At 59.6% G+C, this 12633-nt stretch carries 9 protein-coding genes; 5 read left to right on the forward strand and 4 right to left on the reverse strand.

The window, feature by feature from the left end; translation table 11 throughout:
- The first annotated feature begins 28 nt into the window (after window positions 1-28).
- The 4 genes from B9A13_RS01065 (at window position 29) to B9A13_RS01080 (ending at window position 5791) form a co-directional block, all read left to right on the forward strand.
- Window positions 29-1840, forward strand: coding sequence for a serine hydrolase domain-containing protein (locus B9A13_RS01065; protein ID WP_084233184.1), 1812 nt, complete (start codon window positions 29-31; stop codon window positions 1838-1840).
- Between the two features lie 194 nt (window positions 1841-2034).
- On the forward strand, window positions 2035-2421 hold the full coding sequence (locus B9A13_RS01070) for a BlaI/MecI/CopY family transcriptional regulator (RefSeq protein WP_084233185.1): 387 nt from the start codon (window positions 2035-2037) through the stop codon (window positions 2419-2421).
- Entirely contained in the window at window positions 2418-5096 is a 2679-nt protein-coding gene (locus B9A13_RS01075; protein ID WP_084233186.1) for a M56 family metallopeptidase, read from the forward strand. Before B9A13_RS01070 ends, B9A13_RS01075 begins: the two co-directional genes overlap by 4 nt.
- A 239-nt stretch (window positions 5097-5335) precedes the next feature.
- Complete coding sequence (locus B9A13_RS01080) at window positions 5336-5791, forward strand: (4Fe-4S)-binding protein (RefSeq protein ID WP_084233187.1); 456 nt, start codon at window positions 5336-5338, stop codon at window positions 5789-5791.
- A gap of 270 nt (window positions 5792-6061) precedes the next feature.
- Here the strand turns inward: B9A13_RS01080 and B9A13_RS01085 are convergent, their stop codons facing one another.
- The 4 genes from B9A13_RS01085 to B9A13_RS01100 all read right to left on the reverse strand — a co-directional run bounded on the left by B9A13_RS01085 (window position 6062) and on the right by B9A13_RS01100 (window position 10793).
- A complete protein-coding gene (locus tag B9A13_RS01085) occupies window positions 6062-8446 on the reverse strand; it encodes a M56 family metallopeptidase (RefSeq protein WP_159447977.1) in 2385 nt (794 codons plus the stop codon).
- The gene (locus tag B9A13_RS01090; protein WP_084233189.1) at window positions 8443-8829 is read right to left on the reverse strand and encodes a BlaI/MecI/CopY family transcriptional regulator; all 387 of its coding nucleotides are present in this window, start codon (window positions 8827-8829) and stop codon (window positions 8443-8445) included. The genes B9A13_RS01085 and B9A13_RS01090 overlap by 4 nt, the downstream gene beginning before the upstream one ends.
- 595 nt (window positions 8830-9424) lie before the next feature.
- Window positions 9425-10318 (reverse strand): hypothetical protein, encoded by an 894-nt coding sequence (locus tag B9A13_RS01095; RefSeq protein WP_084233190.1) that lies wholly within the window; start codon window positions 10316-10318, stop codon window positions 9425-9427.
- The gene (locus B9A13_RS01100; RefSeq protein WP_084233191.1) at window positions 10311-10793 is read right to left on the reverse strand and encodes an RNA polymerase sigma factor; all 483 of its coding nucleotides are present in this window, start codon (window positions 10791-10793) and stop codon (window positions 10311-10313) included. The genes B9A13_RS01095 and B9A13_RS01100 overlap by 8 nt, the downstream gene beginning before the upstream one ends.
- A gap of 420 nt (window positions 10794-11213) precedes the next feature.
- On the opposite strand from B9A13_RS01100, the gene B9A13_RS01105 reads away from it, so the two are divergent.
- Complete coding sequence (locus B9A13_RS01105; protein WP_084233192.1) at window positions 11214-12599, forward strand: PhoH family protein; 1386 nt, start codon at window positions 11214-11216, stop codon at window positions 12597-12599.
- The last annotated feature ends 34 nt before the right edge of the window (window positions 12600-12633 follow it).

Consider the following 12633-nt stretch of genomic DNA (forward strand, 5'->3'; position numbering starts at 1 on the left):
GGCGGCGTCACCGCCCGGGAGATAGCCTATGGATCTGATCTGGAAAATGAAGGCCATGAACCTGACGAACCTGTTTTTAAACGGGGAGCACGACAGGATCTGCGCCTACGAGTACACCCCGCAGAAGAAAAAATTATACGGCTCCGTGGTTCCAAAATACCCCTTTCCCAAGGGAAGCCCCGAATCCCAGGGAATCTCCTCCCGGCTGATCGAGGCCTTTTTCCGCACGCTGGAGACAACGGAGCGCCTCTATCCCCACAGCGCGGTGATCCTCCGCCGGGGTGTGATCATCGCCGAAGGATACTGGAAGCCTTACAGGGCCGATGTTCCCCAGATGATGTACTCCCTTTCCAAGAGCGTCACCTCCACCGCGGTGGGCATCGCCATATCAGAAGGGCGCTTCGGCCTGGACGACAGGCTTTCTGACATCTTTCCGGGCCGCGGTCTTTCCGTCAGCTCCCTCTTTCGGGAGCCCCTGCGGATCCGGCATCTGCTCACCATGAGCTCCGGCGTCGGCTTCAACGAGGTGGGCTCCATGCTGGACCGGGACTGGATCCGCACCTTTCTGGAATCGGATCTCGCCTTTGAGCCGGGGACGAAATTCCAGTACAACAGCATGAACTCCTATATGCTCTCCGCAGCGATCCGGGAACGGACGGGCCAGGGCCTTCTGGAATACCTGCGCCCGCGTCTGCTCGATCCCCTGGAGATCGGGGAGGTCGAATGGGAAACCAGTCCCCGGGGCATCGAAAAAGGGGGCTGGGGCCTCTGCCTCACCGCCATGGACATGGCGAAGCTGGGCCAGCTGTACCTGCAGAACGGACTATGGGGCAAAGACGGCAATCAGGTCCGGCTGATTCCGGAGGAATGGGTCCGGGAGGCCACCCGGCCTCATATTTTCGCTCCCTCCGGCGACGGGAAGGACGGCTACGGATATCAGATCTGGATGTGTTCCCGGAAGGGGGCCTACCAGTTTAACGGTGCCTTTGGCCAGATTCTCATCGTGGTGCCCGATCAGGAGTTGGTGGTTGCCGTAACCGGAGGCTCGGAGTGCGCCTTTCTCACGGATTCGCCCTCCGACGTCGTGGAGCGGTTTTTTTACGACGATGGGGTCTACAGCGGCTCGCCCCTGCCGGAAAGCCCCGAAGCTCTCGCCTCGCTGCGCGATCTTCTGGATCACCTCACGGTATTCCGCCCCCGTCCCCGGGTTTCCGACAGCCTGTCCTCCTTAAAACCCAGGAAAACGGCGTCTTCTTCCGTTCCGCCCCTTGCCGGAAAGGCCGACGGCGTGGAATTCCATATGGAAAAGAATAACGGCGCCGTCCTGCCTCTGATTCAGCAGATGGTGCATGCCAACTATTCCCGGGGCTTCTCCCGTTTCAAGGTAAGCTTTTCCCCCGGGGAATGCTCCCTTCTCTTTTCCGAAGGGAAGGACGTGAATCTGATCCTGGCGGGTATGGACGGCCGGCCCAGGTATTCTCCCGTGACGGTGGGGGGCGAGCAGTATCTCGTGGGCGCCAGCGCCAGCTGGGGAGAGGACCCAGGGAACCGGGATGAGCTTCGTGTTATCATCTCCTTTGTGGAGACCCCCAACACCCGGCTGCTCCGTATTGCCTTTGAGGAAACCGGGATTGTCATCCATTTTGGGGAAAGTCCGGGCTTTTTCCGCACTCTCCGCCTTTTTGCCCTTCTGGTGAGCGGAGACGACGAAACCCAGAAAAAGCTTATGGACCGGAAGCTCCGCCAGGAAAACCTTCTCTCTCGCGCCAGAAGCTACACCGAGGCCGAAGCCCGCGGGTATTACTCTTCGGAAAAGTCTCCTTCCCAACAAACGCCGTAAATCGGAATTCCGCCGGAAGCACTGCGCTCCCGGCGGTTTCGCCTTTATACGGGGGAACCTTTCCCTTGGAAAACCGTCCTTGAATTAAGCGGAAGACAGTAAAGTGAAAATATTTTCCATTAGCAGGTTGACAATGTAGACCTTCGGGTGTATGCTTGGTTTACAGTGTAAACCCAATTGGAGGCGAATGAAAAATGGAGCAGGATATCCGAAGCCTGACGGGGAGCGAATGGAGCCTCATGGAGTGCCTCTGGGAGGACTCCCCCCGCTCGTCCATGCAGGTGGTGAGCGATCTGAAACGCCGCGTGGGCTGGAGCAAGAGTACCACCCTTACCATGCTCCGGCGGATGGCGTCCAAGGGCCTTTTGAAAAGTACGTCGGAAGGCGGGACCAGGCTCTATTCCCCGAATCTCAAGCGGGAAGAGGCCACCGCCAAAGAGACGAAAGAGTTCCTGGATAAGGTATATCAGGGCAGCGTCAGCCTCATGATGAGCTCCATGGCGGAGAACCGGGAACTGACACAGGAAGAGATCGACGAGCTGTATGAGATCCTGAGAAAGGCGGAGGAGGGGCAAAAATGACGGAGACCATTCTTTCTGCCTCCGCGCTGATTCTGATCCTGACGGCGCTGCGCAGGATTCTCAGGGGAAAAATCAGCCTACGCCTCCAGTACGCCCTGTGGGCTCTCGTGCTTTTTCGCCTGCTGCTGCCGTTTTCCCTCCTGCCCAGCTCCATGAGCGTTCTCAACTCTCTGAACCTGCTCCCCGGGGAAACCGTGGAAAACGCGGGGGACGCCGTGTCCAGTCCCGTGATTCCTGTCCGCCCGGTGCAGGCCTTCTCCAGCGCCGAGGAATATAAAAAGGCGTATGCCGCGGATCACGGGATCTCTCCCGGGGAGGTCCCGGAGCCGGACGAGGCCCGGATGGAGTCCTACGCCCGGGAGCGCGCCTCCGTCTCTCCGGCGGCCGCGGCTAAAGTCGTCTGGTACTGCGGCATCGCCGCCGTGGGGATCTGTCTTGTCGCGTCCAATCTGCTCTTTTACCGAAAACTCAGAAAATCCCGCAGGCGTCTGGACATAAGGGATTTTCCCCTTCCCGTGTACGAGGCGGAGGGCCTTCCCTCGCCCTGCCTTTTCGGCCTTTTCCGCCCGGCGGTCTACTTAACGCCGGAAACATCGGAAGAAGGGGAGACGCGAAAAGCCGTCCTTGCCCACGAGATCACCCATTTCAGGCACCTGGATCACATCTGGGCTCTCGGCCGATGCGCGTGCCTGGCCCTGCACTGGTATAACCCCCTTGTCTGGCTGGCCGCGGCTCTTTCCCGGCGGGATGCGGAGCTTGCCTGCGACGAGGGCGCCATCCGGCTTCTGGGGGAGGATCGGCGCATGGAATACGGCCGGACCCTCATCGGCCTTACCGCCCGGCGCGGCTCCCCGGGGCAGCTCCTTTACTGCGCCACCACCATGACCTCGGGAAAACGCGGGATCCGGGAGAGGATCACCCTCATCGCCAAAAAGCCCCGGATGCTCACGGGGACCCTTGCGACGGTCCTTCTCATCGCCGCCCTGGCGGCGGGCTGCACCTTCACCGGAGCAAAGGAAAGTACCGTCCCCGAAAGTACCGTCCCCGTCACCCTGTATGAACGCTCCGGCATCACCATCGCCATTCCGGAGGAATACGCGGACCAGGTGTTGGTGGACCCGGCGGATAATTCCGGCGGCACCGAGCTTCTCCATGTCTATGATAAGTCCGTCTACGAGAAATACGAGGGCATGGGCTGGCTCTTCACCATTGTCCGTTATACGCAGGCCCAGTACGAGCAGTTCCTCAGCTCCGACGGTAGCGGCCAGAGCTTTTTCGCCAAAGACGACAGCTACTATTACGGTTTCTTTATCGCCACCGACGTGCAGTCTCCGGACGACTCCGAGACTTTTTCGCAGCTTCTGTCCGCCTTGGGCGATTTTGTGAAAAGCGACATGGTTTCGAGAAACTCCCTCACGGTCTATTCCGACTCCGAATTCTTTGACAAGGCCTACACCTACGAGGGAGAGCACGTCTTCATCAAATACTATCCGTATTACGCCTCCGAGGGCAGGCGGGATATCGTCTGGACCCTCGTCCTCTCCCGCCCTGTTCGTCAGGACGATACCGGTATCTGGTGCGTGGAGCGCTGGATGGACGCCAACGGTTATACCTATCCCTATTTCCCGGACGCCGACGGCGCCTCCTCGGAAGAATACTATGTAAATCTCCAGGCCCGGTGCGACGCGGGACATGAAACCGGTCTTCTGGATCCGGAACAGGTGGCCCTCTCCTTTATAGGAGAAGTCTTCGGCCATGCGGTCAACGTCGACAGCATAGAGGTGGGGCCCGACGAAACCGGTTCCTTCGAGGCTTCCTCGGGTAATATAGACGACTATCTTCCCACCCTCATGGAGGGCGGCTCCGTGAGTGCCTACGACCTGCTGCCCTGTTTTGAAAACTTCACCCGGGAGACCTGGCCGCAGCTGGAACGGGACTACGGCGCCGATTTCTGGGATCCTCTCTGGGTCTCTCTCCGGGACGCGGCCCTGGGGTATCTGCAGGAAGATCGGGATTATTACATCGCAAAGGCGTACCTCACCTCCGACGGGGCCTACTCCGAGGGCCTGGACACCCTCCTGGCGATGCAGTGGCGCGCGGACAGCGCTCTGGAGAGCCAATGCCTCAGCGAACGTTTTTCCGACGAGGAGGAGGCGCTCCTGCGGCAGGCCATCGTCTATACTCTCAGTTATACCGAAAGCCCCTATTGCCTCTCCGTCCCCGAATACGGCGCAGCCCTGTACCTGGACAAATACCCCCTGGAATACCCCTTCGGGTATAGCCTGCCCGAAGGTACCTTCGAGAACCATACCGCCGAGAGCTTCGGCAAGGTCACCGTAGTCAGGGTAAACGGCGGCGGCCTGGAAATCTCCTATCTCCACCCTGCCGACGGCGTTTTCTACGTATTCCATATCCGCAGCACAGCCAAGGGCAGCTCCGTCCTGGAGGTGGCCGTGGGGGACAGCCTCGGGGTCCTGGAGCAGCGGTTTAAGAATATGCCCCTGGAAACGGCCACCGGCCTAATAAACGACGGGGACGAGTATTTCGGCGCCCACGACGCGGTGTATGTCTATCATGAGACGGAAGAGAGCATCTTAGCCATCGTATACGTGGTGAAAGACGGCTTCGTCACCGGCATCGAGATTGTAAGCGGCCTGGACGGACGGCCCTATTGATCCCCGGCATCCTGCCGAACCTCTGAAATCCGATACAGACGCGGGAAAATACTTGAGATTTTCCCGCGTCTCATGAAAAATTCTCCTTCCCGCGGTGGGGAAGGGGAATTTTTCCCTCCATACCTTCAAAAACGTTGTAGCCGCTTTTCCGGTGCCGTGCTATAATTGGAAGAAAAAACGCTTTGCTCCCGGGCGGCCGTCCCGCCCGTCGGCGGAGCTCACAAAAGGGAAGTGGCATCGTGAAAACCTATCGGAACGAGAACATCATCGTCTACTGGTATCCCGAGCTCTGTGCCCACCCCGGAACCTGCCTGCGTCTGCTGCCGAATGTCTTTCGGCTGGATAGCCGTCCCTGGGTGGACGTGAACGCCGCCGAGCCGGAGGAGATCATTCGTGCCATCGACCGGTGCCCCTCCGGCGCCCTGCGGTATTCTCTGCCCGAGGGCTCCCGTGTGGATCCCTCCCTGGCCGGGGGAGTGGGCTCTTTGGGATATGAGGACAGCCACCCCGCCGCCGTTCGGATCCGAACGGTGAAAAACGGCCCCATGTACGTGGAGGGCCCCGCGGAAGTCACCGATTACACCGGAAACGTCCTCAAACGCGGTTCCGTCCTCGCCCTTTGCTCCTGCGGCCGCTCCAAGAACTTTCCCTTCTGCGACGGCACTCACCGCAAAAGTCCGGACAGGTGCGAATAGCGGCCCCGCCTTATAACAGAAAAAACGTTCCCCGCCGAACTATCGGCGGGGAACGTTTTTTCAGATTGCAGACAAAGCCTCGCAGGGTTCGCGCCCGGAGGCGTGAATAGAATTATATTCGTTTTCCCCGACGACATGTGCGTCGGAGGAAAACACTTCTCGCGGAGTGACCGTCGAAATGGCCGCTATATGCGGACATTGAGGCGGAGAACGCAGCGCAGCTCCTCTGTCGATAAACCCAAAAGGGGGTTGTCGACAGACTGAAGAATCTCATCCCTCCGCCGGATCCGTCAGCTCCCAGGTCGCGCCCCCGTCGCCGGAGGTAAGGATCTGCGTCCCGCCGGAACCGCTCTTGTCCGTGACCGTCATGGTGAGCTTTTCCCCGTCGGAGCCGATGGACTGGGCCTCCCAGATTCCCTCCGAAAACGGGAGCTTCGCAAGGGACCAGGTCTCCCCGCCGTCCCGAGTGCAGAAGATCGGCGCGTCGCAGAAAATGCCCACCGCGATCACTGCCCGCTTGTTGTCCGTAAAGGCCATCGCGCAGGGCCACCAGTGGGCCTCTGTCAGCTGCCCCGTCTCCGTCCAGGTTTTTCCGCCGTCATGGGTGCGGTAGATGTAGGTGTCCGCCGCCGCAACTCCCCGGCCATAAGTAGCAGTCAGCCAGCCGTCCTTGGCGGAAACCAGCCTGATGGTGATCTCCGGATCGCCGATGAGCGTGGTGGCCTCTCCGCGCCCGGCGAGATCCGGCTGGGCGCTCCATTCCCTGGGCGCCGCGATAGCCGGTCCCAGCTGCGTCCAGCTCTCCTCGACACTGTGCCGGATGTAGGGGACCCCGTCTATTACGGTCAGCTCCGCGCTCGCCCAATCCGCGTCTTCCGCTTCCTTTCCGTCTTCCCGGGCGTATACCTCCACCGTGTCGGACGTAAAGCGCAGCAGGCCGTCCCGGGGAAGCGCTCCGCTGTCGTCGGAGTTCTCGTTGTACTCAATGGGCAGCGTCCCGTCCGCAAAGCGGTCCGGCAGGGCATAGATATCTTTCCAGGCCGTCATGGTTTGATCCACCATCGCGCTGACGTACGCCTGATATAAAACGCCATCCTTTTCAAAATAGCAGTAACACTCCCGGCCCCCGTGATAAAACCATAGGAGCTCCCGCTCTCCGTCGCCGTTTATGTCCTCATCGATGACGTAATTGGCACACTGCGCCAGAAGTCTCAGCTGCCCGTCCTCGTCGAAATAGTAATAGTCGTATGCCTGATACGCCGCGCCCCGGGGGCACTCGATGATAAATCCGTCGTGTCCGAAGAGCCCCGTATAGGTCTCGATGGCATAGCCTTCCGAGTATTCGTTGTCTTCCTGGGTGAACCGCGTCAGCGTGCTGCTGCCGGAGGCGCGGTAGGCGCAGTATTTCGCGCCGCTTTGAGACCAGTAGAACAGCACCTCGGTGCCGTCCTCCAGTTTACGGGACACGATCACCTCGTTAATGTCGCTCTCGTCCGTCTCTCCGGGGAAATCGCCTGTTTCCGGTATGTAGGCTTCCGCGTCCTCAAGAGACAGCGTAGCCGCCAGGGTATACCCCTCTGAAACCGCGGCTGTGGGTTGGGTCCCCTCCTTTGGGGTACATGCCGCTAAAAAGACTGCGCAAACGGTCAGCAGTGCAAGGAGGACAGCCGGAGCAGCGCCCCGGCGCTTACCTTTGGACAGGATGTTGGAAAGCCTCTCCTGCAGGACCTTCGCTCCGCCGGAAAAGTAGGTGGAGAGCGCCGGCCGGCGGCCCTTCCGGGCGGCGGACAGCAGCGCCTCACCGTAGGCTCTCCGTCCGGCAGCGTCCGCGTTTTTGAGCACATGCTCGTCGCAGGCCCGCTCCAGATCGTATCCGGCCTCCCGGCGCAGCAGCCAGACCGCGGGATTGAACCAGTGGACTGCGTTTGCCAGACAAAAAAGCGTCTTCCGCCAGAGATCTCCGCTCTTCCAATGGGTCAGCTCGTGCGCCAGGATACAGGCCGCCTCCGACTCGGTGTACTCCTCCGAGGGCAGCAGCAGCTTGTGGCGGATCAGCCCCGTCATCAGGGGACTGCCGATATCCGGAAGGATCAGAAGCTCGGGACACCGGCCTTTTCCTCTCTGCCGGCACAGCTCCCGGTAAACCGCCAGAAGCCTCTCGTTTTTTGCCGGTCTTGCCCAGCGGCCCACCCGCCTTGTAAATAGGTATTCGCCGATGCACAGCCGGAGAAGAAAGATTGCCGCGCCCACTCCCCAGATGATCTCCGCCAGGGTCAAAATATCTATGGAGCGCTGCCTTGCGGGGACTGCTGCGGCGGCCTGCTGTCCGCTGTTGCCCTCCGTCTGCGCAGGGGGATTCTGCTCCTCCGCCGCGCCGGTCCCGCCGGAGAGAAGCTGCATCTGTGTTCTGCCGCTTTCGCTTTGTGTATAGAGCATCTGCCTCGCCGGCAGCGGGATTTCGATCCCGGCCGTTCCCTCCGGCAGCCGGATCCAGGGCCCCAGGAGAAGCAGCGCCGCCAGCAGGCACCACAGGCGTGTTTTCCAGAGCGCGGCATAGGTCCGGTTCCAGGCGGGGGAGAGAAGCAGCAGCGCCGCCGCCGGCGCGCTCAGCGCGAGGGAGATACGCAGGAGATTAAAAAACAGCGTGCCCGTCATTTCCTCTCCTCCCATTGATCCAGCATCCGCCGCAGTTCCTTAAGGTCCTCCTCGCCTACGGAATTGCCGTCCACCAAAGAAGCCACGAGCCCCGTCACGGAATTCCCGTACAGCTTTTCCAGAAGGGTGCGCCCCTCGCTCTGCCGGTAGTCCGCCTCACCGATCAGAGGCGTATACAAATTGCTCCACCCCTGCTTTCCGCAGGACAGAAATCCTTTGTCGCGCAATCGGTTCAGAGCCGTTAACAGGGTGGAAAGCGCCCAGTCGCGCCGGCCCTTCAGCGCTCCCTGGATATAGGCGGAGTTCACCGGTCCGCCGGCGGCCCATATCGCCTGCATGATCTCCAGCTCCGCGTCCCCCAGCCGCCTGATTTCTTTGTCCATTCTTCCGCGCCCCCCGTTTTATACGATTGTATAATATTAATTATACGGTCGTATAATGCTTTGTCAAGTGCCTGCCGGGAATTTTTCAGGATATCCCTCCAAAGTACGTATGGCGAAAAAGCGCAGGCATTTGTCATCGGAAGAAGAGGTGAGGCATTTCCGCGGAAACCGGCCTTTCGACAACTGTGGCGCCACAGCTTGTCGAAAAAGCCTCGCAGAGTTCGCGACGCGCACGTCGCGAATAAAATCGTATCGGTTTCCCGGCGACCTGTGCGTCGGGGAAAACACTTCTCGGCTTGTAAGTGTACGAATGGTTCGCCCTTGGCGGACGATTCGTGCGCGCGACAAGCCGCATCCCACTCGAAAAAGTGCCTTCGGTACTTTTTCGACAGTCTTCGGCGTCCCCGCCGAAGGGCGGAGGCGCCGTACTTATACTTTCTGTAATCTGTCGTCCGGCTCTTTTTTTCTTACCGGCGCTTATACCAGGCTTCAATAAAAATGTCGAAACAACTAACAAGATAGTATGGTCATCCCCCGCCTCCGGCGGGGGGATGACCATACTATCTTGTTTCATCTTTTTACTTGGATAATAGTATTACTTCAGCATGGAGAAGTCAAAGGTGTCCGCGATAGCCTCCAGGTCGGCGGCGGTCAGGCCTCCCGAGTACTCCTCCGCACCGGCCAGAACGTTCACCGTGGCGAAGGAACCGGGCAGGTCCGCGATCACCAGGGCCTTTGCGGGTCCCAGCGCCAGGGTCACCTGCACGCCGGAGGAGGTTTCATAGGGCCATTCGGTGTAGCTCCCGGCGTCGCCGATGTTCAAAAGGGTATCGGTAAAGCTGCCCTTAACGCAGTCCATGAGCTGATAGTCGATATTCACACCGCTGGGAAGCAGCACCCTGCCGTCGATGTGGAAGGTCCCGTCCTCATAGACATATCCTCCCCATCTTGTGTGTCCCTCTCCCAGAAAGTCCCCGGTTCCCGCCAGTTCGAAAAGCTCCTCTGCACTCTCCGCGATGGTGAGGGTCCGGTGCAGGGAAAGTCCGTATTTCCCCGTGATTTCCTCCAGCTTGTCGGCCATCTCCTGGGTGTATACATAATACAGATTGTATTTTTCATCCAGCCCGGTGGGTCCGTTTCCCACCTTGGCCAGGAGCGTCCCGTCCTTATCGTAGTTTTCCAGGAACGCCGCCCATTCCGCCGCCGCCTTGTATTCGTCGCTGCCGGAGTATCCCTGCAGGGAGATCATTTCCACGGTGTAGGAGGGATCCTTGACCCCGTCGTCGGCTCCCAGCACCAGGTCCTTCAGTCCGAACAGGTTCGCGGCAAAAGCCGTGACGGAGAAGGCCCCCGCGAGGCAGATCGCCGCCGCCAGGACTGCCGCGCGCCTCGTCATTTTGCTTCTGCGATGCTCGGGTTTCCGTTCACCCGGCTGCACGCCGCTATGTACTCTGGAAAAAGCGGCTTTGTACCGCTCCTTGTTATTCATCCTGCCAAACCTCCTTGAGCTTTTGCTTCAGCATTTCCCGCGCCCGGGAGAGCCTCGTGGTTACGGCCGACACCCGGATTCCCAGAAGCTCACCGATTTCCCGCACCGAATACTCCTCGTAATAGAAGAGGTTGAGTACCGTCCGGTATTTCTCCGGCAGGCTCATCACCGCCAGGAACACCTCGCTTTCCTCGGGTGCTTCGAAGATTACGGAGTCCGCCAGCTCACCGAGCTCCATCCTCCTGCTCCTCCAGGGCGCCCGCAGGGTGTTCCTGCAGGCGTTGACGGTCACCCGGATGAGCCAGTTTCGCACGTGCTCCTGACTCTCAAACTCCCCTTTGCTTCCGTAGAGCTTCATCAGCACGTCCTGCACCGTGTCGTCCGCGTCGTATGGATTTCCGTAATAGCTGAGTGCGACGCGGTACACCGTGTCCTTATACCGGTCCGCCATCGCAAGAAATTGTGTCTGTTCCACCTGGTCACCTCACGGCCTTTTGAAAGCTTTCACCTGTAATACACTTTACGGCTCCGGTTTGTCACAAAATTATACTAGACTTCAATAAAAATATCGATACAAAAAATGAAATAGTACGGTTGTCCCCCGCCGGAGGCGGGGGACAACCGTATTGTCTTGTTTATTATTTTTATTGGAATAGTATTTGAAACATTTTTGCATAAGGGGAGGTGGTCTCCCACCGGTCTCCAGATTCAGGATACCACGAAAGGACCCCGGCGGCCACAGGAAGGTTTCTCCCGTCGGCGGCGGTTGGATTCTCCTTCCCTCCGGGCCGGAAAAACTTGCCGCCCGGCACCCGCAGTTTTTACACAGCCGTCAAACCGGCTATACATGCAGGTGGTACCATGGTGTCAAGATACAAGATAAGGGGGCTCCCCTGTGAAAAAAACCTACGTTCTGGACACCAACGTGCTGCTTCAGACGCCTCATGCCCTGTATGCTTTTGGCGACAACGACGTGATCCTTCCCGAGGTGGTCCTGGAGGAACTGGACCGTTTCAAGAAAGACCCGTCCGAGACGGGCGCCAACGCCCGCGAAGCCGCCCGGATTCTGGAAGCTCTCCGCAGCAGGGGACCTCTCACCGCAGGTGTGGAGCTCCCGGGCGGAGGGCTTCTGCGCATCGAGCTCAACTTCCGGGGCGTGGAGCTCCCGGAAAGCTGGGAGGGCTCCAAGGCGGACAACCGCATCCTGAAGATCTGCAAGGGCCTTGCCGACCGGGGCGAGCCCGCCATTCTCGTCACCAAGGACACCTTCCTGCGCATCAAGGGGGACATCATCGGCATCCCCGTCCAGGATTTTTTAAACGAGCAGGTGGCCCGGCCGGATTCCCAGTACCGGGGCCGGACGGAGCTTTACGCCACCGCCAAAAAACTGGATGAGTTCTATAAAAAGGGGACTCTCCCTCTCCGCTCCCTGTCCTCCATAGACCCGGATACCGGCGAGCGCCGTCCCTTTTCTTTGATCACCAACGAGTTTGTCCACCTGCGCAGTACGGACAGCGCCAAGCAGTCCGCTCTGGGCAGGTTCGACGGCAAGCATCTGACGGTTCTAAAGTACGCCGACGAGACCCCCTTTGGGGTGCGTCCCCGGAACGTGGGCCAGCGCTTCATGCAGGAGGCCCTGATGATGAGCTCCTCGGAGGTCCCCCTGGTCATCGTCAAGGGCGCCGCGGGCACCGCCAAGACCTTCTATTCTTTGGCCGTGGGACTGCACCGGGTGCTGGCCCACAAAAGCCGGGAATACCGCAGGATTCTCGTCTGCCGGCCCAATGTCAAGTTTGACGAGGACATCGGATACCTGCCGGGAAGCGAGTCGGAAAAACTGGCTCCCTTCATGCGCTCCGTGGTGGACAACCTGGAAATCCTGGTGGACAGCGACGACAGCGAGAGATACAAAAACGAGAGCGAGCTTTCCGACAAGGTCAGCGAACTCTTCAACCGCAATATCATAACCACCGAAGCCATCGCCTACATCCGGGGCCGCTCCATTCAGAAAAACTGGGTCATCATTGACGAGGCCCAGAATCTGACGCCCAAGCAGGTGAAGGGGATCGTCACCCGGGCGGGCAAGGGGACCAAGCTCATCCTCCTGGGGGACCCGGACCAGATCGACCATCCCTACCTGGACAGCCGCACCAACGGCCTGTGCTTTGCCTCCGAGCGCATGAAGGGAAGCCCCTACTGCTGTCAGCTCACCATGAACGACGACGAGTGCGAGCGCAGCCCCCTGGCCTTCGACAGCGCGGTCCGGATGGCCACCTGCTGATCCCGCAGAAGAGATTTCACCGTATTTTTACCCC

The sequence above is a fragment of the Papillibacter cinnamivorans DSM 12816 genome (assembly GCF_900176335.1).
In the GTDB taxonomy this organism is placed as follows: domain Bacteria; phylum Bacillota; class Clostridia; order Oscillospirales; family Oscillospiraceae; genus Papillibacter; species Papillibacter cinnamivorans.

Excerpts from the sequence above, each read along its gene's own strand:
- B9A13_RS01065 (WP_084233184.1), top strand. The coding sequence starts at position 29 with ATGGATCTGATCTGGAAAATGAAGGCCATGAACCTGACGAACCTGTTT.
- B9A13_RS01095 (WP_084233190.1), bottom strand. The coding sequence starts at position 10,318 with ATGAATAACAAGGAGCGGTACAAAGCCGCTTTTTCCAGAGTACATAGC.
- B9A13_RS01085 (WP_159447977.1), bottom strand. The coding sequence starts at position 8,446 with ATGACGGGCACGCTGTTTTTTAATCTCCTGCGTATCTCCCTCGCGCTG.
- B9A13_RS01070 (WP_084233185.1), top strand. The coding sequence starts at position 2,035 with ATGGAGCAGGATATCCGAAGCCTGACGGGGAGCGAATGGAGCCTCATG.
- B9A13_RS01075 (WP_084233186.1), top strand. The coding sequence starts at position 2,418 with ATGACGGAGACCATTCTTTCTGCCTCCGCGCTGATTCTGATCCTGACG.
- B9A13_RS01090 (WP_084233189.1), bottom strand. The coding sequence starts at position 8,829 with ATGGACAAAGAAATCAGGCGGCTGGGGGACGCGGAGCTGGAGATCATG.